The organism is Chloroflexota bacterium, assembly GCA_016219275.1.
Taxonomy (GTDB): Bacteria; Chloroflexota; Anaerolineae; order UBA4142; family UBA4142; genus JACRBM01.
The window spans coordinates 1-20973 of the sequence record JACRBM010000021.1 but is presented as its reverse complement, the minus strand read 5'-3'; the positions used below and the strand labels follow the sequence as shown (position 1 = coordinate 20973).

25 protein-coding genes are annotated in these 20973 nt (G+C 53.8%); 24 read left to right on the top strand and 1 reads right to left on the bottom strand.

Translation table 11 applies throughout. The annotated features are described in order from the left end of the window. Positions 1-55 precede the first annotated feature (55 nt). The 24 genes from HY868_03760 to HY868_03645 all read left to right on the top strand — a co-directional run bounded on the left by HY868_03760 (position 56) and on the right by HY868_03645 (position 20497). A complete protein-coding gene (locus tag HY868_03760; GenBank protein MBI5301229.1) occupies positions 56-370 on the top strand; it encodes a hypothetical protein in 315 nt (104 codons plus the stop codon). Positions 371-452: 82 nt separating this feature from the next. Then, positions 453-1373: a site-specific DNA-methyltransferase gene (locus HY868_03755; protein ID MBI5301228.1), complete on the top strand. Its 921-nt coding sequence runs from the start codon at positions 453-455 to the stop codon at positions 1371-1373. Between the two features lie 47 nt (positions 1374-1420). Further along, entirely contained in the window at positions 1421-2926 is a 1506-nt protein-coding gene (locus HY868_03750; GenBank protein ID MBI5301227.1) for a phosphatidylserine/phosphatidylglycerophosphate/cardiolipin synthase family protein, read from the top strand. After that, positions 2927-3526: a GNAT family N-acetyltransferase gene (locus HY868_03745; GenBank protein MBI5301226.1), complete on the top strand. Its 600-nt coding sequence runs from the start codon at positions 2927-2929 to the stop codon at positions 3524-3526. 1 nt (position 3527) lies between these two features. Further along, on the top strand, positions 3528-4118 hold the full coding sequence (locus tag HY868_03740; protein ID MBI5301225.1) for a GNAT family N-acetyltransferase: 591 nt from the start codon (positions 3528-3530) through the stop codon (positions 4116-4118). Positions 4119-4209: 91 nt separating this feature from the next. Further along, positions 4210-5706 carry an acetyl-CoA carboxylase biotin carboxylase subunit gene (accC, locus tag HY868_03735; protein ID MBI5301224.1) on the top strand — a complete coding sequence of 499 codons (1497 nt, stop codon included), beginning with the start codon at positions 4210-4212 and terminating at the stop codon, positions 5704-5706. Further along, complete coding sequence (locus tag HY868_03730) at positions 5703-6200, top strand: biotin/lipoyl-binding protein (protein MBI5301223.1); 498 nt, start codon at positions 5703-5705, stop codon at positions 6198-6200. The genes accC and HY868_03730 overlap by 4 nt, the downstream gene beginning before the upstream one ends. An 86-nt stretch (positions 6201-6286) precedes the next feature. Then, positions 6287-6658: a DUF5615 family PIN-like protein gene (locus tag HY868_03725; protein MBI5301222.1), complete on the top strand. Its 372-nt coding sequence runs from the start codon at positions 6287-6289 to the stop codon at positions 6656-6658. Between the two features lie 11 nt (positions 6659-6669). Continuing rightward, complete coding sequence (locus tag HY868_03720; GenBank protein MBI5301221.1) at positions 6670-7035, top strand: DUF433 domain-containing protein; 366 nt, start codon at positions 6670-6672, stop codon at positions 7033-7035. Between the two features lie 60 nt (positions 7036-7095). Beyond that, entirely contained in the window at positions 7096-8694 is a 1599-nt protein-coding gene (locus HY868_03715; GenBank protein MBI5301220.1) for a methylmalonyl-CoA mutase family protein, read from the top strand. A gap of 85 nt (positions 8695-8779) precedes the next feature. Beyond that, on the top strand, positions 8780-10099 hold the full coding sequence (locus HY868_03710) for a hypothetical protein (GenBank protein ID MBI5301219.1): 1320 nt from the start codon (positions 8780-8782) through the stop codon (positions 10097-10099). 60 nt (positions 10100-10159) lie between these two features. Then, the gene (locus tag HY868_03705) at positions 10160-10387 is read left to right on the top strand and encodes a hypothetical protein (protein ID MBI5301218.1); all 228 of its coding nucleotides are present in this window, start codon (positions 10160-10162) and stop codon (positions 10385-10387) included. Continuing rightward, the gene (locus tag HY868_03700) at positions 10359-10931 is read left to right on the top strand and encodes a hypothetical protein (protein MBI5301217.1); all 573 of its coding nucleotides are present in this window, start codon (positions 10359-10361) and stop codon (positions 10929-10931) included. Before HY868_03705 ends, HY868_03700 begins: the two co-directional genes overlap by 29 nt. Before the next feature lie 112 nt (positions 10932-11043). After that, positions 11044-11334, top strand: coding sequence for a nucleotidyltransferase family protein (locus HY868_03695; GenBank protein ID MBI5301216.1), 291 nt, complete (start codon positions 11044-11046; stop codon positions 11332-11334). Beyond that, entirely contained in the window at positions 11331-11657 is a 327-nt protein-coding gene (locus HY868_03690; GenBank protein MBI5301215.1) for a DUF86 domain-containing protein, read from the top strand. The genes HY868_03695 and HY868_03690 overlap by 4 nt, the downstream gene beginning before the upstream one ends. Then, positions 11587-12822, top strand: a complete 1236-nt coding sequence (locus HY868_03685) for a DUF362 domain-containing protein (GenBank protein ID MBI5301214.1) — start codon at positions 11587-11589, stop codon at positions 12820-12822. Before HY868_03690 ends, HY868_03685 begins: the two co-directional genes overlap by 71 nt. Positions 12823-12858: 36 nt before the next feature. Next, complete coding sequence (locus tag HY868_03680) at positions 12859-13236, top strand: GxxExxY protein (protein MBI5301213.1); 378 nt, start codon at positions 12859-12861, stop codon at positions 13234-13236. Positions 13237-13281: 45 nt separating this feature from the next. After that, entirely contained in the window at positions 13282-13680 is a 399-nt protein-coding gene (gene mce / locus HY868_03675; GenBank protein MBI5301212.1) for a methylmalonyl-CoA epimerase, read from the top strand. 76 nt (positions 13681-13756) lie between these two features. Then, positions 13757-15439: a methylmalonyl-CoA mutase family protein gene (locus HY868_03670; GenBank protein ID MBI5301211.1), complete on the top strand. Its 1683-nt coding sequence runs from the start codon at positions 13757-13759 to the stop codon at positions 15437-15439. A gap of 87 nt (positions 15440-15526) precedes the next feature. Further along, positions 15527-16945, top strand: a complete 1419-nt coding sequence (locus tag HY868_03665; protein MBI5301210.1) for an extracellular solute-binding protein — start codon at positions 15527-15529, stop codon at positions 16943-16945. 75 nt (positions 16946-17020) lie between these two features. Then, positions 17021-17914 (top strand): sugar ABC transporter permease, encoded by an 894-nt coding sequence (locus HY868_03660; protein MBI5301209.1) that lies wholly within the window; start codon positions 17021-17023, stop codon positions 17912-17914. Continuing rightward, positions 17907-18803 carry a carbohydrate ABC transporter permease gene (locus tag HY868_03655; protein MBI5301208.1) on the top strand — a complete coding sequence of 299 codons (897 nt, stop codon included), beginning with the start codon at positions 17907-17909 and terminating at the stop codon, positions 18801-18803. Before HY868_03660 ends, HY868_03655 begins: the two co-directional genes overlap by 8 nt. A 9-nt stretch (positions 18804-18812) precedes the next feature. Next, complete coding sequence (locus HY868_03650) at positions 18813-19301, top strand: DinB family protein (protein MBI5301207.1); 489 nt, start codon at positions 18813-18815, stop codon at positions 19299-19301. 5 nt (positions 19302-19306) lie between these two features. Then, positions 19307-20497: an aminopeptidase P family protein gene (locus HY868_03645; GenBank protein ID MBI5301206.1), complete on the top strand. Its 1191-nt coding sequence runs from the start codon at positions 19307-19309 to the stop codon at positions 20495-20497. A gap of 254 nt (positions 20498-20751) precedes the next feature. Here the strand turns inward: HY868_03645 and HY868_03640 are convergent, their stop codons facing one another. Further along, on the bottom strand, positions 20752-20931 hold the full coding sequence (locus HY868_03640; protein MBI5301205.1) for a hypothetical protein: 180 nt from the start codon (positions 20929-20931) through the stop codon (positions 20752-20754). Positions 20932-20973 lie beyond the last annotated feature (42 nt).

Below are 20973 nucleotides of genomic sequence, written 5' to 3'. Positions count from 1 at the left end.
TGGATTTTGGACTTGCGATTGTAGATTTATGATGCATGAGGAGGAAGGTGTCAAAATGTCAAAGCAGTCGGCTTCAATTGTGAGAGTAAGACCACTCGGATTGATTCATCGAAAACAAGATGGGAATGATGTGGTGAAAACCTATCGTGTTGTGCTTCGGATTAATGTAACCGATGGTGACATTCGTAGAATTCGCGGTGAAGAAGAACTTGGGGACATGAAGCAAGACACCGAAGATTATCTGCGAGATTACGTTGAGAACGAAATGGGGTGGTTAGGACAGTCCTTTAGCCGGGTCGAAACTGAATCGGTTAGACAATTGAGAGAAATAGGACGAACACCCGAAATATTGCGGAAATCCAAAAAATGACTCAGACTCTAGCAGTCTGAAAGAGTTCGGAATGACAATTGAGAAGACATAGAAATATTCTGCTACAGAAGACAATAGACATATGACAAACGCCAAAGTAATTCGGGGTGATTGTCTCGAAAAATTGAATAAAGATGTTTTCCGTCGCGAAGTTGGTGATCGCCAAGTCTGTCTGACTTTTCTCGATCCACCATTCAATCAAGGTAAAGATTACGATTACTTTGATGATGCGTTGCCCGAATCCGACTATTGGCAAATGATGAAAACTATTTGCGAACGCGTTCGCGATTTGACAACAGACGGCGGCGCGATTTACTTTATGCAACGTGAGAAGAATGCCGAAGCAGTTTTACGTTGCTTGCGCGATTCGGGTTGGACGTTCCAGAACTTGATAATCTGGACCAAGCGTACATCAGCAGTGCCAAGTACGATTCGTTACGGCAAGCAATACCAAGTGATTGCTTTCGCGACGAAAGGAAACCGTCCGCGCGTTTTTAATCGTTTGCGGATTGACTTGCCGTTGCGTCCCGAACACAAACTCCCGCGCGAAGATGGTATATTTGTTACTGACGTTTGGGATGATATTCGTGAGTTGACTTCGGGCTATTTTGCTGGCGATGAAGCGTTGCGTCAAACCAACGGCGAACGCGCGCATAAACAACAGTCCCCTGTCGCACTGTTGCTTCGTATCATTCTATCTTCGACAATGCCCGGCGATCTTGTGCTTGATCCGTTTGCCGGATCGGGAACGACGTTGGTTGTCGCAGAGCAAGTTGGGCGTCAGTCTGTGGGAATCGAGATTGATCCAAAGAATATCAAAATTATCCAAGAACGACTTGAATCGCAACGCGATTCAGACTCGGTCGTAGCATTGCGCGAGTACTATCGCTTTACACAAAAATTGCGCGAGATATGGCTGGGCGATCCAATTCAGGTGAAAACACCAAAACGTCAAATGGTATTGTTTGAATCCAAGAAACGATATGGGCATCGAAGCACATGAATTTCTCCCGACAGTGACGAATCGAACCAACGAAGGAGTATTGCTGAATGATTGAAATTACGCGATCGCGGGCAACTCTGGACAATGCCATTCGAACAGCAGAACAATTTCTTTGGGTGGTTGCCTTTCAACTGACCGATACGAAGATTATTGACGCCTTGATTGCGAAGCAACGACAAGGAACCGATGTCCAAATCATTACTTTACCAGTTGATAGTCTTGGTGATGAATCTTTGCGCGATCATCTTGCAAAACAACATCAGCAATTATCAGGAATCAAGTATTGCCTTTGGGAAGTCGGCGACCCAACTCTTACGAGTAGCTCGCGTAGCGGTGTTCAGAAAGGTGGCGGCGGCAACAAATGGTACTCGCTACACGGCAAGTTCATTGTGAGTGAAAAAGTGGCGCTTGCCTTGTCCGCTAATTTGAATGACAGCAATGATTGGGAAGTATTCTTTCAATCCGAATCAAGTGAGCACATTGAAAATTTCAAAGACAAGTTCAAACAAATCAGCGGACGATTCTGTGAAGCCAGCATCCAAGATCCAAAAATTAACGGACGCCTTTTCGATTCTTTGGGGGACAGACTTCAAGAACAATTGCGCCGCGAAAACCGTCTGCTGGTGCCCCAGTATCCCTCGACACTGATTCCCGAAGCAGTCAATTTGTCCAACGGACTCTATATCGCTCCGTTTGATGTCAAAGCGCGGAATCTCTTTCTGTCGCTTGTTGAAGAGGCCAGGATGCGGCTTTGGATTGCTGGCGAAACCTTGACCGATCAAGACGTAGTTGATGCAATTCTCGGAAAGAAACATCGCGTGCCGGGTCTGGATATTCGGCTTGTTGTCGGAAGTCGGCTTCCGCGCGATTCCAGCAAGCAAGCCAAAATGCGCGAGAACGTGATTCGACTTGATGGGATGGGAATTCGGTTTCAGCTATTCGATAATTGGCATGCCAAAGTGTGGATTACGGATTCGACAATCGTCATTGGCTCGACAAATCTGAACCCGATCAATCTTGGAATTCGCTGTACGCGTAACGAATGGAAGGCGAATACTGAAACCATGTTGGTATCTCACGATGCAGAGGACGTTGCATTGGCTCAAGCTGCCTTTGAAAAAATCTTGGATCAAGGGATTCCTGCGTTGCAGTTGTACTATGATAAGGCAGAACGTGACACAAGTCAGCTACTCAAAGCCCTCGGCATCAAAACTCAACCTGATGCGCGAAGGTTGCTTGGACACATTGCTACCGCACTCCAGCGGCGGAATCTTACTGAGTTCAATCGCATTCTTCAACTAGCGCAACAGATTCAGAAAAAAAGCGAATCTAAAATCCTCAAGACTGTTCACGTAGCGAGTGGCGCAATTCTCTGGCGATTGGAACAGACGGCTCTTCCTGTCGAAAAACTTGCAGAGGTCGTGTCAAATATTTTAGGCTCCACCGTGGAATTTGATATCGCGATAAGATATTTGCGCGACGAACTCAAGATCATACAAGAGGATGGAGGCATCATCTCGCTTGATGTGCTCAAGATGCTTCCTTTGGTATAAATGAACATCCAGCCCCTCACCCTCACCGGCGCGCATGTTCGCCTCGAACCGCCGGACGGAAAACACATTGACGATTTGCTCGGCGCGTCCCAGTTTGATGAAATTTGGGAATTTCTTCCATTCGGTCCATTCCACACACAGGACGAATGGCGCACGTTGATCGAGCGCGGGCGCGCGTCAAGCCAACAAGGTAAAAATCTGTGGTTCACTGTCGTGCGCCGCGCTGATGCGCGCGCGGTTGGCATTACCGGTTATAATTACGTTTTCCACGCCGATTGCGCCGTCGAAATCGGCGGAACGTGGTTGACTCCCGCCGTATGGCGCACGGCGATCAACACTGAATCAAAATATCTCATGCTCGGCAACGCGTTTGAAAACCTGGGTTGCATTCGCGTCCAACTCAAATGCGACGCGCGCAACCTTCGCTCGCAACGCGCAATTGAACGATTGGGGGCAATCAAAGAAGCGGTGTTGCGTAAACACATGATTACGCGCGGAGGTTATCAGCGCGATTCGATTGTATACAGTATCATTGATACCGAATGGCAATCGGTGAAATCACAATTGAAAGGATTTTTAGACCAAGCCCATGCCGATTGAATTGATGAATATTTCTGCGGTTACCCTCACCGGCGCGCACAGCCGGCTCGTGCCGCCGGATTTCCGGTATGCAGACGATTTGCTTGCCGCCGCGCAACCGAATGAGATTTGGGAATTTATCGCGACGACTCCTGGGCAAACGCGCGAAGAAATGCACGCCTGGATCGCGTCCGCGATTCGTCAGACCGAATCCGGCGAACGCATCTGGTTCGTCATCGTTCGCAACAGCGATGGGCGCGCGATTGGCACGACGAGTTACATGGACATCCATCGCAAAGATCGCGGGCTGGAAATTGGCGGGACGTGGCTGACGCCGGAAGTCTGGCGCACGCCAATCAACACCGAGTGCAAATATCTTTTACTGAAACACGCTTTTGAAAACCTGGGTTGCGTGCGCGTGCAGCTCAAAACCGACGCACGCAACATTCGCTCGCAACGCGCCATCGAACGACTCGGCGCGGTCAAGGAAGGCGTTCTCCGCAAGCACATGCTCACGCGCACCGACTACATTCGCGATACGGTGATGTACAGCATCATTGATACGGAATGGCACGCGGTCAAAGCGCGCCTTGAAGAAAAACTAAATCAGTGAACCGTGAACAGTGAAGAGTGAACAGTGGATAACGCGACTGTTCACTCTTCACTGACCACGGTTCACTGACCACGGTTCACTGGAGTTATCCATGTTCAAAAAAGTTCTCGTCGCCAATCGCGGTGAAATCGCGGTACGCATTTTGCGCGCGTGCCGCGAGCTGGGTCTGAGCACCGTCGCGGTGTACTCCGACGTGGATCGCAACGCGTTGCATGTGCGTTACGCCGACGAAGCGTACAGCATCGGGCCCGCGCCCGCGCGCGAATCGTATTTGCGGATTGACCGCATCATTGACGCGGCGATTCGCGCCAAAGTGGACGCGATTCATCCGGGTTATGGCTTTCTCGCGGAGAACGATCACTTTGCGCGCGCGTGCGCCGAAGCCGGCATCACCTTCGTCGGACCGTCGCCCGATTCGATCCGCGCGATGGGCAACAAGATCGAGGCGCGGCGCATGGTCGCCAAGCAACATGTGCCCGTCGTGCCCGGCATCTTCGACGCGTTGCGCGATGACGAGATGGTCGCGGCGGCGCAGAAGATTGGGTTCCCCGTGATGATCAAGGCGGCGGAAGGCGGCGGCGGCAAAGGGATGCGCCGCGTCGAACGCGTCGAAGATTTGCCGGGCGCGATCGCGCGCGCGCGGAGTGAGGCGCAATCCGCGTTCGGCGATGCGACCGTGTACATCGAAAAGATTATCGAGAACGCGCGGCACATCGAGTTTCAAATTCTCGCGGACGCGCGCGGCAACACGGTGCACCTCGGCGAACGCGAATGCTCGATTCAACGGCGTCATCAAAAATTGGTCGAGGAATCGCCGTCGCCGGCGCTCGACAACAATCTCCGCAAAAAGATGGGCAAGGACGCGGTGCGCGCCGCGCAAGCCGCCAAGTACATGAACGCGGGCACAATCGAATTTTTGCTCGACAAGCACGGGCATTATTATTTTCTCGAAATGAATACGCGTCTCCAAGTCGAGCACCCAGTCACTGAACTCGTGACCGGCATTGACCTCGTGAAAGAAATGTTGCGGATTGCGTCGGGACGACCATTGAGTTTCAAACAAAAAGACATTCGTCAACGCGGCTGGGCAATCGAATGTCGCATCACCGCCGAAGACCCGTACAACGGATTCCTCCCTTCGACCGGGCGGATCATTAGTTTGTACGAGCCGACCGGTCCGGGCGTGCGCCTTGAAACCGGCGTCTACGAAGGATTCGAAGTGTCGCTCTACTACGATCCGCTCATCGCAAAATTGTGCGTCTGGGGTCCCGATCGCGCGGCGGCGATCATGCGGATGAAACGCGCGTTGAGCGAATACAAAATCCTGGGCGTCCACACTGCGATCCCATTTCATCAGCGATTGTTCCAGAGCACCAGTTTCATCGGCGGACATTTCGACACGACGTTTCTCGATGACCGTTTTACGATGGACGGCGCGAACGATAACGAACGCGAACAAATCGCCGCGATTGTCGCGACGTTGTTGACGCACGACCGCCGCCAACACGCGCTCTCGATTCCGCCGCCGAGTAGTAGCGCGCGCGGCGGATGGAAACGCTACGGCGCGTTAGAAGGATTGTCGCGATGAAATACACCGCCATCATCAACGAGAAATCGTACGCCATCGAAATCGGTCCGAACAACACCGTGCTCATCAACGGCGAGCCGCACAACGCGGACTTTCGCAACATCGAAGGCACGACGCTCTACTCGCTCTTGCTCGACAACGTTTCCTGGGAAGTACTTGCCGAACGCAACGGCGACGAGTATCGCGTGTTGATTGACGGCGAGTTGCATATCGTCGAGGTGCAAGACGAGCGGACGCGCAAACTCGCCAAAGCCACCGCGCAAAACGCCGGCGCAACCGGCGATGTCATCGTCAAAGCGCCGATGCCTGGACTCGTGCGCGCGATCAATGCGAGCGTGGGCGATGCAGTCGCGGCGAAACAAGGCATCGTGATTCTCGAAGCGATGAAGATGGAGAACGAATTGCGCGTGCCGCGCGCCGGCGTCGTCAAAGAAATTCGCGTCAAGCCCGGCGACAAGGTAGATCAAGGTCAGGTGTTGGTGATTGTGAAATAGTGTGATGGTTGGATCGTTGGTTGGTTCGTTGGTTATCGAGTGGGAGGCGAGATTGAAGAGTATATCCGCGAACATTAGGAGGCATCGTGGCGACTGGCGAACCGCGTCTCTACATAGCACTGTATACAGACGCAGACATTACCAAAACATTAGCAGAGCAATTACGCGGATTGAAATATGATGCGATTTCAGCGCAAGAAGTGGGCAATTCTGAAATTTTGGATCCAGACCAATTGGAATATGCAATCAGACAACGCCGCGCAATTTTATCATTCAACGTTGGACATTTCCGAATGCTGTATGATCAATACTGGAAAGACGGTCGCGATCACTTTGGAATTATCGTGTCGCCACAATTATTTATTGGCGAATTATTGCGGCGCACACGCAAGGTATTGGATCAGGTAGATGCCGACCAAATGAGAAACAGTTTTCGCAATTTGAGCGAGTTCAAATAAAGGAGTGACAGGTGATAACAACTCATCGGCTCGAACAAGTCGCAGAGGAATTAAAGCAACTGCGTGAAGCAGTGCAAAGATTGGAAGTCCAAGTCAATACGGTCATCACCGATCATCCGCACATTATCAAATTGCCGGGCGTTCAAGGTGGCAATCCCATCATACGCGACAAAGGCGTGACGGTGCGAACGATCGTCGCATTGTGGCGTCAGTCCGCCACACCGGAACAGATTGTCGAGGAATATGCTGACACATTGAATTTAGCCGAAGTGTATGACGCGCTCAGTTATTACTTTGATCATACAGAAGAAATCGAACAGTCGCTCGCCGAACAACGCGCGGCGCTAGAGCGCGGCTGGCAACCGCCGACGAAATGAAAAACAGGTATCGCGATTTGGGCGCATTCAAATAAACAAGAAAAATAATCGAGGAACCTAATGGCTCTCCAAGAACGCAAACCAAAATTTGAAACTCTCTCCGGCATTGAAGCGAAACGCGTGTACACGCCGGAAGATGTGCTCGACAATTACAACACGAACCTGGGTTTTCCCGGCGAGTACCCATTTACGCGCGGCGTCCAAGCGACGATGTATCGCGGACGCTTTTGGACGATGCGCCAATACGCCGGGTACGCGAGCGCGGACGAATCGAACGCACGCTACAAGTATTTGCTCGCGCAGGGACAGACCGGCTTGTCCGTCGCGTTCGATCTCCCCACGCAAACCGGTTACGACTCCGATGCCACGATGGCGGAAGGAGAAGTCGGCAAGGTCGGCGTTGCCATTTCATCGCTCGCAGATATGGAGCGATTGTTTGACGGCATTCCACTCGACAAGGTCTCGACCTCGATGACGATCAACGCGACGGCGAGCATTTTGCTTTCGCTCTACATCGCGGTGGCAAAAAAGCAAGGCGTTGACCCGAAGCAATTACGCGGCACCGTGCAGAACGATATTCTCAAAGAGTATATCGCGCGCGGCACGTACATCTTTCCGCCCGCGCCTTCGATGCGTCTCGCGACCGACATCATCGAGTACTGCGCGCGCGAACTGCCGAACTGGAATCCGATTTCGATCAGCGGCTATCACATTCGCGAAGCCGGTTCGACCGCGGTGCAAGAAATCGCGTTCACGTTCGCGAACGCGATCGAGTACGTCAACTCGACGCTCGCGCGCGGACTGACGATTGACGAATTCGCGCCGCAACTCTCGTTCTTTTTCGTGTCGCAAATGGATTTCCTCGAAGAGATCGCGAAATTTCGCGCGGCGCGGCGATTGTGGGCGCGCATTATCAAGGAGCGTTTCGGCGCGCAGAACGCAACTTCGATGATGTTGCGTTTTCACACGCAGACCGCGGGCGTCTCGCTCACCGCGCAACAGCCGCAGAACAATATCGTCCGCACCGCGATTGAGGCGCTCGCTGCTGTCCTGGGTGGCACGCAATCGCTGCACACGAATTCGTTCGACGAAGCCATCGCGCTCCCGACCGAGGAATCGGTACAGATCGCGTTGCGCACGCAACAAATCATCGCGCACGAGTCGGGCGTGACAAACACGATTGACCCGATTGCTGGGTCGTACTATGTCGAAAATCTCACCGACGAAATCGAGAAACAGGTAAACGAATACCTAGAACGAATTGAACGAATGGGTGGCGCGCTCAAGGCGGTTGAGACCGGATTTGTCCCGCGTGAAATTCAGGAATCATCCTGGAAGTTCCAGCGCGAAGTCGAAGCGAAAGAACGCGTCGTCATCGGTGTGAATGATTTCGTGACGGCGGAAAAGTACAGCGGGAAACGTTTGCGCGTGGACCCGCGCGTGCGCGATGAGCAATCCGCGCGTCTGCGCGAATTGCGGAATCGGCGCGACAATCTACGCGCGCAAAACGCGTTGAACGCGTTGACCGACGCGGCGCGCGGCACGCGCAACCTAATGCCTGCGATTCTCGCGTGCGTCGAAAGTTACGCGACACTCGGCGAAATCTGCGATACACTCCGCAAAGAGTTTGGCGAGTATCGCGGCGGGGGAATGTTCTAACTTGAGATTTTTTCTGTGCATTGCAATTCTATTTCTCGAACGCGTCTGTGATGTTGCATGACGTGATGGAATGGAGAGTTGCACAATGAAAAGGCAAATCAAGTTCTGCACGTTGTTCGTTTTGTTGTTTTCACTGATGGGGTGCAGTGGGGGTAGAACGTTGCCAGTCAACAACCAACCTACGCCTGTCCCTGCGACATCAACAAGCACACCACTTGCGACGAATACGTCCGCGTCCACCGCAACCGCATCACCGACCCAGACCGCAACCCAGACAGCGACACGCGCTTTTTCGCCAACAGCGACATCCACACGCGCGCCCACCGCAACCATCGTGCGTCCGACGCCGGTCGTCTCGACCCAGGTCTTGCTTCCGTACCTAATCGCCCAAACCAAACATCCGCAAGCGGTTTGCAATGATGGTTCGACGCCGGTGTTTTTTTATCGGCGTGGCACCGGCGACGGCGTCAACAAATGGGTCGTGTGGTTCAAAGGCGGTTTTAACTGTTCAGATGAAGCATCATGCAAAGCACGCACGCGCGATCTGACCGGCAGCGGTTTTTGGATGCGCCAAGACTTGAGCACCGGCTTGGATGAGGACAGTCGCGCCGATGGCATTCTCAGCAATCAACGCACGAACAATCCGGATTTTTACAATTGGCATCACGTCTATTTGGTGTACTGTAGTTCCGATAACTGGATTGGTTCGCGCAGCGCCTCGTCAGAAACATTCGGGATGCACTTTCGCGGACACGATATTGTGAACGCGATGATGGATGCGCTCCAAAACCCCGACATGGTTGGCACGCCCACACTCGCGCAGGCGACACACATCTTGTTCGCCGGTTCATCGGCGGGCGGAGTCGGTTTGCGCGCGAATATTGACCGACTCGCCAAGCAGTTCAATCGCGCGGACGTGCGTGCGGTCGCCGATTCCGGGATTGCGTCAGCCGTGGATACGACGCGCGAGGCGTTGTTGACGACGATGGGCAAAGCGGAACTGAATTTGTGGAAGCCGGTATGGGATGAATCGTGCGTCGCGGCAAACCAAGCGCAACCCTGGGTGTGTGGAGGCGGCACATTTCTGGTTCTGAACAATCATCTCAGCACGCCGCTGTTCAATCGCATGGATCAGCTTGACCCGGTGGTGCTTGGCATTTTGCAGTTGAATTTGCGTTCTCTGCAAGACCGTCCGCTGATTGAAAAATTCGCGACCCAAGTGCGCGAGGTGCTAAAGAATCAGCCGGGCGCATACAGCCCATTCAGCGGCAAACACATTGTGTTGACGGGCGAAGATTTTTACAGGTACAAGATCAACGGCTTGTCTATGGCGGATGTGCTGGGCAATTGGTACTTTAATCGCCAAGGTCCCAAGAACGTGATCGAGCCGCCGCGCACGCGGTAAGAGAGTGAACGACCAAGCAACCATTGCTGATTTTTCAACATGGAGAAAAGGGATACAATAATGCCAGCGAAAGCAAAAAAGCCGATGCCCAAATTCACCAAATCGCCGGACGAACTAGTGAAACGCTTTGAGAACGCGCTGAAGGATTTTCCGATGGCGGCGACGCGCAAGATGTTTGGGTATCCCGCCGCGTTCGTCAACGGAAATATGTTCATAGGTGAAACAGAGTATACAGAGATGCTAATGAAAGGAAGTAAAAATGGGATTGATGATCCATTCGCTTGGTGAATTGCCAGATAAGGTTGAGCGCGGCTACTTCATTTACCTCCTCGACTATGGTTGGGATGAGCCATTGGGGGAAACATTGCAGAGAAATTTCGCAAAAATGGCAGAATTGGCATCTCCCAATGATGCGATTGTGTTGAAAGGCACCGTAGGTAGTCACTTTGAAGATGAAGTCCTCTCGTGGCATCACGTTAATGGACAGCCTGGAGATCAATTGTTGCCCGCTATTCTGATAACTGCACGACATCCCAATCAATTTCGCAATGCTGAAAAGCAACGCGAGCCAAGACAACCTACAGATCGGATGATTCTCATTCCATTGCGCAAAACTTGCAAGTCATCTTCAGATGTGGTGCTTTTGATTGAAAAGGTCTTCAAGGATATTCGAGAGAAGAAATCTTTGTCTGACTTCCAGATAGCTCGAGAAATGTCGAAAGGTCAAAGGGGAGCGATTGTAGATGCGTTGATTTTGCAACCTAATATCAGCGGTGTGGGAATCAATTTGAACTACATTATTGATTTCTTGATTGGGAAAAAACAACCATAGGAATACATCGTCAGCCATTGGATCGAATCCGACGGCTGATGAGCTGTAAACCCGCAATGCGGGTTTTGTGAATGATGGGTGTCGGCTTGTAATCGATAACGCAGGAGACACAATGTCAGTCTATGATCTCTTGAAAACCAACCGCGAAGAAATTCTTCGAATCACAAAACAATACGGCGCATCCAACGTCCGTGTGTTTGGTTCAGTGGCGCGCGGTCAAGCGGATGAGAAAAGCGACATTGACCTTCTCGTAGATTTTGAACTAGGAAAAGGTTTGCTCAACCACGCGGCGTTGTCGCTCGCTTTGCAACAATTGGTCGGAATGCAAGTGGATGTTGTATCATCGCGTGGATTGAAACAGCGTATGCGTGAACGTGTTTTGCGTGAGGCAGTGCCGCTATGAGAGACGACCGCGAACGACTCGAAGATATTTTGGAAGCGATTGCCCACGTCGAAAAATATGCCGCACAAGGTCGCCAAGCATTTGAACAAGACGAGTTGATTCAAACGTGGATTGTCCATCATCTTCAAATCATTGGTGAAGCGGCAAGCAGAGTTTCAGACGAGGCACAATCGCGACACCCTGAAATCTCGTGGGCGAACATCGTTGCGATGCGCAACATTATCGTCCACGAATATTTTGGCATTGACCACGATGAAGTTTGGTCCACCGTTGAGTTTGACTTGCCGGTACTCAAACGTCAAGTCGAGGCGATGCTCAAATAACATAATTTTTCCTTCAGGGAGTTTTCTAGTGCCAACCAAATCTAAAGTCGCCGTTCTACGCACACAACCCGAAACCGTTTTGGATGACTATCAGCGTTTGTTTGAAATCGCCGGCGGAGCGAAATCGCTCGATCCAAGCACGACCACAATTCTCAAAGACAACATCTCGTGGCACTTTCCAATGCCCGCTGCGAACACAACGCCCTGGCAACTCGAAGGCACAATCCTCGCGTTGCGAAATGCGGGATTCAACGACGTGACGTGCGTGCAAAATCAAACCGTCGTCACGAACGCGTTCAAAGGCGAAGACCTCAATCGCTACGTGCCGATCTTTCGGCATTACAACATCCCGGTGCTGTACAATTTCCGCACGCAGGATATGACCTGGGTTCCGTACAAGCCGAAAGCCAAGATGCTCGCGCTCGATCACATCTACCCCGAAGGCATCCACATTCCCGATTATCTCATCGGCAAAAACATTGTGCATCTGCCGACGGTCAAGACGCACATGTACACGACGACGACTGGCGCGATGAAGAACGCGTTCGGCGGGCTACTCAGCAAATATCGGCATTACACGCACACGTGGATTCACGAGACACTCGTGGATTTGCTCGCAATTCAAAAAGAAATCCATCCTGGGATTTTCGCAGTGATGGATGGCACGACTGCTGGCAATGGTCCTGGTCCGCGCTTGATGGAGCCAGTCGTCAAGAACGTGATCCTCGCCTCCGCCGACCAGGTTGCGATTGACGCGGTGGCAGCCAAGTTGATGGGGTTCGACCCGCTCGCCATCAAGTACATTCGCCTCGCGCACGACCACGGTCTCGGCGTCGGCGATCCACGCGAGATCGAATTGGTCGGCGATGATGTGTCGAACGAGAATTGGAATTTCAAGGTCGGTTACAGCACGCATACGTTTCTCGCGTGGTTGGCGTGGTATGGTCCAACGAGTGTGTTTCAGAAATTGGTTTTGCGAACGCCACTCGTCGTCGTTCCTACATTCATTGGCGAAGTCGAGCAGGATTACATGTACTGGCCCCTCAAATTCAAAAGCGTGTACGAGTACTGGCGCACGCACACAACCTGGGGGAAACTTTTCCAGCAGTATCAACAGGAAAGTGTGCTGGCGACTCGATCAGATCGCGCAGTGACTCACACATAAAAAGCCATAGCGGACATAGGGAGCATAGAGAAAAACATGGCAAACGCCCCCCATAAAGATTTGACATCGAAAATCATCGAGGCGGCGATTGAGGTGCATCGCGTTCTCGGTCCTGGTTTTTTAGAGGCAATTTACGAAGAGGCACTCGCGCATGAATTCGATTTGCGCGGAATTCCGTACGAGCGACAAAAACCGATTCCAATTTCATACAAAGACATCGTTGCCGGTCACCATCGGTTAGACTTGATGGTGGATGGCAAAGTCATAGTCGAACTGAAAGCGGTCCAGGATTTCGAAAATATCCATTACGCGACGATACTTTCGTATTTACGTGGAACGCGTACCAATGTCGGACTTTTGATTAATTTCAACAAACCACGTTTGATTGAGGGCGTCAAACGATTCCAACTGTGACATTTTCTCTATGCTCTCTATGCCCTCTATGGCAGAAAGGATTCTATGATTACTCGCATTGACCACATCGGAATTGCAGTTCAAAACATTAGCGCCGCACTGGGATTTTTTGAAAGCGCACTCGGCATCAAACTAGACCGCATGGAACTAGAAGAAGGCGGACGCACCCAGGTCGCGTTCATGCCAGTCGGCGGCACCGAGGTCGAACTTGTTGAACCGCAAGACACCGACAGCGGTCTCGCCAAGTTCCTTGCCAAGCGCGGCGAAGGTGTGCACCACATCTGTTTCGAAGTGGATGACATCGAGGGCGCGCTCACGCAACTCAAAGCGGCGGGTGCGCAACTCATCAACGAGACGCCGCAGTTGACCGGGCAGGGACATCGCTACGCGTTCGTCCATCCCAAGAGCGCGCATGGTGTGCTAATCGAGTTGTATCAAAAGTGACGGAGGACGGAGGACAGAAGACCGAGCAAATTCCGTCCTCCGTCCTCGGTCATCCGTCTTTTCTTGAGGAGGCAAAATGTTCGACGCAAAGAAGCTCGAAGACATCCAACACGCGAAGGAGCGCTGGGAAGAGACGACCTTGCAACAAACCCTCGCGCGCGCGCCGGAGCGACGCGAAAAATTTATCACGACCTCCTCCGAAGACATTGACCGCCTCTACACTCCGCTCGATCTCGCCGCGATGGATTACGAACGCGACCTGGGAATGCCGGGCGAGTTTCCGTACACACGCGGCGTCCACGGGACGATGCATCGCGGACGATTCTGGACGATGCGCATGTTCGCCGGCTTTGGCACCGCCGAAGCGACGAACGCGCGCTTCAAGTACTTGCTCGAACACGGCGAGACCGGGCTTTCGACTGCGTTCGACATGCCGACGCTGTACGGATACGACACCGATGCACCGCAAGCACTTGGCGAGTTCGGCAAGTGCGGCGTCGCGATTTCGTCGCTCGCGGATATGGAACTCCTCTTCGACGGAATCCCGGTGGATCAGGTCACGACCTCGATGACGATCAACTCGCCCGCCGCGATCATCTGGGCGATGTACATCGCGGCGGCGGAAAAGCGCGGCGTCCCGCGCGCGAAACTCGGCGGCACGATTCAGAACGACATCCTCAAAGAGTACATCGCGCAAAAAGAATTCATCTTCCCGCCGCATCCTTCGATGCGCCTCGTCGTGGACACGATGGAATTCGGCACGCGCGAAATGCCGCTGTGGAACACGATCTCGATTTCCGGTTATCACATCCGCGAAGCCGGTTCAACCGCCGCCCAAGAACTCGCGTTCACGCTGGCGGACGGCATGGAGTACGTGCGCTGGGGCATCCAACGCGGAATGAACATTGACGAATTCGCGCCGCGCCTCTCGTTCTTCTTCAACGCGCACAATGATTTCTTTGAAGAGATCGCCAAGTATCGCGCGGCGCGACGCATCTGGGCGCGCTGGATGCGCGACACGATGGGCGCGCAGAATCCGCGCGCGTGGTTGATGCGATTCCACACGCAGACCGCCGGCGTTTCGCTCACCGCGCAACAACCGATGAACAACGTCGCGCGCGTCGCGCTGCAGGCGCTCGCCGCGGTGCTCGGCGGCACGCAATCGCTCCACACAAATTCGCTCGACGAGGCGTGGGCGTTGCCCAGCGAGAACGCGGCGACGATCGCGCTTCGCACGCAACAAATCATCGCGCACGAATCGGGTGTGGCGAACACCGCCGATCCGCTCGGCGGTTCGTATTTTGTCGAAGCGTTCACGAATCGAATGGAGCAAGAAGCCAACGCGTACTTTGCTCGCATCGAAAAACACGGCGGCGTGCTGCCTTCCATCGAAAAAGGTTTTTTCCAACGCGAGATTGCGGAGAGCGCGGCGCGCTATCAAACCGAAATCGAGAAAAAGGATCGCGTCATCGTCGGCGTAAACGATTTCGTCGTCAAGGAAGATTTGCGCGTGCCGCTCTTGCGCGTGGACGAAGCGAGCGCGCGCCATCACCTCGCGCGATTAGAGCGCGTGCGGCGCGAACGCGATGGCGCGCGCGTACAAGCGGCGCTCGACGCGATTCGCGACGCGGCGAAACGCGAGAATGCAAACTTGATGCCGCGTTTGATTGATGCGGTCAACGCGTACGCCACGCTCGGCGAAATGATGGATGTCTTGAGAAAAACCTGGGGCGAATACAAAGAACCCGTGATTGTGTAGCGCGAGTTTGAAACTTACAACATCGGTTGACATCTCTCTAACGTAGACTTATAATCCCGCCACGTTGAAATTCCAAAAGGAGGAACTGTGCGTATTTTCAAACTGTTCGTCGTTCTACTGATTGCCCTGGGTGTCATCGTTGCGTGCGCGCCGGCGCCGACGCCCGTGCCCACACCTGCGCCGCCCACTGCCGCGCCGAAACCGACTGACGCGCCCAAGCCAACGGCAGTCCCGGCAACCGCCGCACCGCAACCGACCACGGCGCCACAACCGACCGCCGCGCCGAAACCAACCGAAGCGCCCAAGCCGGCGGCGACAGTCAATATTACCGTGTGGTATCCGCTGCCGACTGCGGGCACGTTGAAGGAAGCAATGGACGCGCTCGTCGCAAAATTCAACGCGGCGAATCAAGGCGTCAAGGTCGAACTCGTCTTGACCGGCAACTATGGTCAGAACTTTGAAAAGATCCTCGCGTCCGCGAGCGCGAACACGTTGCCCGATGCCGCGATGGTCGAACTGTTGCAAATCCCGCAACTCGCCAGCGCGAATCAATTGCTCGCGCTCGACGATCTCTCCAAGGACGCCGATTTCAAATTCGACGATCTCGCGCCCGCGCTCCTGGGCAACTCGTACTGGAACAATAAACTGTACGCGATTCCCTGGCAACGCTCGACGACGATGATGTTCATCAATCGCGATGCGTTCAAAGCCGCGGGACTCGATCCGGACAAACCGCCGCTGACCTGGGACGATGCGCGCAAGATGTCGCAGACCTTGTTAGCCAAGAACGCGAACGCGTACCCGATGACCGGCGCGATCGCCAGCGACTGGGCATTCGAAGGTCAGTTGCTGTCGTTCGGCGGCTCGCTCCTCTCCAAGGATGGCAAGACCGCGACATACAATTCGCCCGAGGCGCTCACCGCCGTCAACGTCTGGCGCGACATGTCGCAAAAAGACAAGACGCTTTCGATTCGCGGATTCAACGATTTCGGCGCGGTCGTCACCGATTTCATCGCCGGCAAAAACGTGATGTTGATGCACTCGATCTTTTCGCGCGCGCAAATCGAACGAGACGCCAAGTTCGATTGGGATGTCGCCGCGATTCCGGGTGGTCCCGCGGGTCCCGTCCTCAACGCGGGTGGCGGCAACTTTGTGATCTTTGGCAAGACGACGCCGGAAAAACAAAAAGCCGCGTGGACGTTCCTCAAGTGGATGACTGCGCCGGAAAATACCGCCGAGTATTCGATCAAGAGCGGATACTTGCCGGTGCGCACGAGCGCGCTCAAAGTGCAAGCGATGGTGGATTACGGCAAGCAATCGCCCAAGACGCTAAAGGCAATCGAGCTGGCATTCAAGTACGGCAAATCACGCGCGGTCAGCGCGGTGTTTGAAAAAGCGATCAACCAGTACATGAACCCAGCATTGCAAGACATCTTGCTGGGTACCGCCGAACCCAAAGCGGCGCTCGATGCCGCCGCAAAGAAATCGAACGACGCACTGCAGTAAAACTTTTCGTTGCGCGAATGAGGCGGGAGAGGTGAATGCCTCTCCCGCCTTATTATCACGGTTCAAGGTGGCTCAATGACCATTCGTTGGAATCACGTTCGCGAAGCGTTCACGGCATACGCGTTTCTGCTGCCTTCGTTTCTTGGGCTTGCCGTGTTCACGCTCTATCCGCTCGTCTATTCGGGTTATTTGTCGTTGACGCGTTGGGATCTGCTCAGTCCCGAAAAACGTTTCGTCTGGTTTCGCAATTATCAACGTTTGATTGACGACAGTGATCTGTGGAAGATCATGTCGAACACCACCGTCTATACGATTTCGGTCGTCGGCATCACGCTCGTCCTCGCACTCGCACTCGCGATTTTGCTCAATCAAAAATTGCGTTTGCGCGCGGTCTTTCGCACGACGTTCTTTTTGCCGGTCGTGACCTCGCTCACCGCGCTCTCCGCGTTGTGGTTGTGGATTTACGATCCCGAGTTCGGTTTGGCGAATTGGTTCCTGAGTCTCTTCGGCGCGCCGCCGAGCCGCTGGCTCAATTCGCCGAGCACCGCGCTCGCCGCGATCATCATCATGATGATTTGGCAGACGCTTGGGTACGACATCATCATTTTTCTCGCCGGTCTGCAAAACATTCGCCGCGATTTGTACGAAGCCGCGTCGCTCGACGGCGCGGGACGCTGGGCGTCATTTCGCTTTGTGACGCTCCCCTTGCTGTCGCCGACGATGGTGTTTCTGCTCATCACTTCGATGATTCAAGCATTCCGCGTGTTCGACCCCGTGTACGTGATGACCGCCGGGCTGGGTGGTCCGGCGAACAGCACGGCAACGCTCGTGTTTTATTTGTACCGCCAGGCATTCTATAATCTCGAAGCCGGTTACGCCTCGACGATTGCGTTGTTGGTCGTCGGCATCGCGATGGCGTTCACGGGTCTGCAACTCTATTTCTCACGGCGATGGGTGACGTATGATTAGAAATCAGTCAACAGTCAATAGTCAACAGTCAACAGACGTCAAACGCCATTCGCTATTCGCCATTCGCAATTTCGACTGGACAAAAATAGTATCGTATGCAATCCTGCTTCCGATTACGTTCGTTGTCGCGTTGCCGTTCCTGTGGCTTATCAGCACGGCGATCAAAGCGCCGAGCGAATTGTTCATCTATCCGCCGCGTTGGATTCCGAATGAATTCCATTTCGAAAATTTCATCGTCGCGTGGAGCAAAGCGCCCTTCGACAAATTCTTTTTGAACAGCGTCATCGTGACCACGTCCATCGTCGTGATTCAAGTGACGACAAGTTGTCTCGCCGCGTACGCGTTCGCGCGTTTGAATTTTCCCGGCAAGAATCTCTTGTTCTTGCTCTACCTTTCGATTATGATGGTCCCGTCCCAGGTCACGCTCATCCCGAATTTTGTGACATTGCGCCAACTCAATTTGCTCGACACGTACGGCGCGTTGATTCTGCCGTTTCTCGCCAGCGGTTTCGGTACATTTCTGATTCGTCAACAATTCCTCACCATTCCTACCGACCTCGGTGATGCGGCGCGCATTGATGGCGCGGGACATTTGTTGACGTTGTGGCACGTCTACGTTCCGCTCGCGCGTCCGGCGATTGCGAGTTTCGGTTTGCTCTCGGCGATGTGGCACTGGAATGATTTTTTCTGGCCCCTCATCACGACGACCAAGGTCGAACTGCGAACGATGCCGTTGGGTCTCGCCGTGTTCGCGCAAACGGAACAAGGCGTCGAGTGGCATTTATTGATGGCGGCAGCGTTGTTCGTCGCCGCGCCGATCATCGCGCTGTTCCTCGTCGCGCAAAAGCAATTCGTCGAAGGCATCGCGAGCGTCGGCGTCAAAGGTTAAGGAGGAAAATTGGAAAAGGAAATCATCGCACAGATGTACGAGTACGGCATCTGGGCAAACAAGAAATTGCTTGAGAAGGCGAGTTTGCTGACGGATGAGCAATTGCGGCATCCCTTTACGCAACACGCCTTTACGATTCTGGGTTCATTCGTGCATCTCGTCAGCGCAGAGTGGCGCTGGCATCAATCATGGAGCGGCGCACCAATGTCCGACTCGCTCACGGTGAACGATTTGCCCACGCTCGACGCGGTGCGCGCAAAATGGGAAACGCTATGGGCGGAACGCCGCGCCTTCATCGAGTCGCTCACGCCCGAGCAACTGTCCCAACCATTCACGCGTACGATTCGTGGACAAACGCAAAGTGTTATTCTGTGGCACGCGCTCGTTCACGTCGCGAATCACGGCACCCAGCATCGCAGTGAAATCGCGTTAATGCTGACCGATACGGGTCATTCGCCGGGCGATTTGGATATGATTTGGCATCTTATGGGACGCTGAAACCGATGAATCTAAAAATTCCTGTGGGCGAGTATTCGACGCGCGCCAAGCAACTGCTCGAGTACGTCAAACAGCAAGAATGGTACGGCGTCGCACTGTTCGACAATTTTCACATCACGTACTTGACCGGGTTCGCGTTCATCCCGACCGAACGCCCGATTTGTTTCGCGATGAACGCGGATGGCGAACGCGTCTTATTTGTCCCGCGCCTCGAAGTGGAACACGCAAACGCGGAAGCACAGGTAGATCGCGTTGAATCGTACCTCGAGTACCCCGGCAATCCACATCCGATGATAAAGTTCGCGGAAATCTGCGCGCGGATGAACATCCGCATCAAGGTCGGCGCGGACTACGATGGCTATCCCTGGATCCTGGGTTATCAAGGCAGCGCACTGTCCGCGTTGTTGGGCGCGCAAGTGATGGACGCGGCGTCGTTCGTCGAAAAATTGATGATGGTCAAGAGCGATGCCGAACTCACGTTGATTCGCGAGAGTTGCAAGTGGGCGAATCTCGCGCATCGGCTGTTGTTTAAGTACACGCGCGTCGGCGCGCACGAAGTCGAGGTGAGCCAGCGCGCGAGCAACGAGGCGACGCTTGCAATGCTCGACACACTCGGCGCGTTGTATCGCTCGCAAAGCATGTGGTCGAGCGGACCCACCGCCGGGTATCGCGGACAGATCGGTCGCAACGCGTCCATCCCGCACACGCTCACGACGAACGCGACGTTTCTGCCCGGCGACGTGCTGGTGAGCGAAGCGGGCTGTCCGATGTGGGGCTATCAGTCGGAACTCGAACGGACGATGATTGTCGGCGAAGCAAACGTCGAACAGAAAACATTTTTCGAGTGGATGCTCGGCGCGCAACAGACCGCGCTCGACGCGATGCGACCCGGCGTCAAATGCAGTGAGGTGGATGCAGCAGTGCGCGCGTATTACGAGAAAAATAATTTGATGCCGTACTGGCGACATCACTCAGGTCACGCGATTGGCTTGCGGTACCACGAAGGTCCGTTCCTCGACGCGGGCGACGACACGGTGCTCGAACCTGGGATGGTCTTCACCGTCGAACCTGGGTTGTACGCGCCGAACCTCGGTGGCTTTCGCCATTCGGACACGGTTGCGATCACGCGCGACAGCATCGAGACGATGACCTACTATCCGCGCGACCTGGCGAGTCTCACGATTAGCGCGCAGTAGTTTGGCAATGTCACATTTCTTTTTTTGCCACACGCTACGCGCCACACGGAAACACACGGAATTCTTTCTGTGGATTTCCGTTTCCTCTAACGCGTGACGCGTGCAGAAATAAAACCCGGTGTCTCGGCGCGAGATGCCGGGTTTTTGTTTGCCCACGCGCAGAAACCGTTGACACGGTAGGAAACTGGGCTTATACTAGCCGTGTGATGGCTAGAGTGGATAGCCGCAATTTCTGTTGCGGGTACCCGGAAAAATCACGCTTGATTTCCGTGATAACCGTCCATCGTTGTGTCGTAGAATGTAAGTTTCGCGATGGGCGATTTCCGTTTGAATGTCCTGGGATGGCAAAGGTGGGTATTCATATAGCCGATAGAGTGGACGCCCATCGCGAAACATACGCCGCCCAACAGCGCGCGCGGGAGGGCGCGTGACACCAGGACATCGAAGCGCGCGCGCCGTCGTGCGGCTCTAACGTT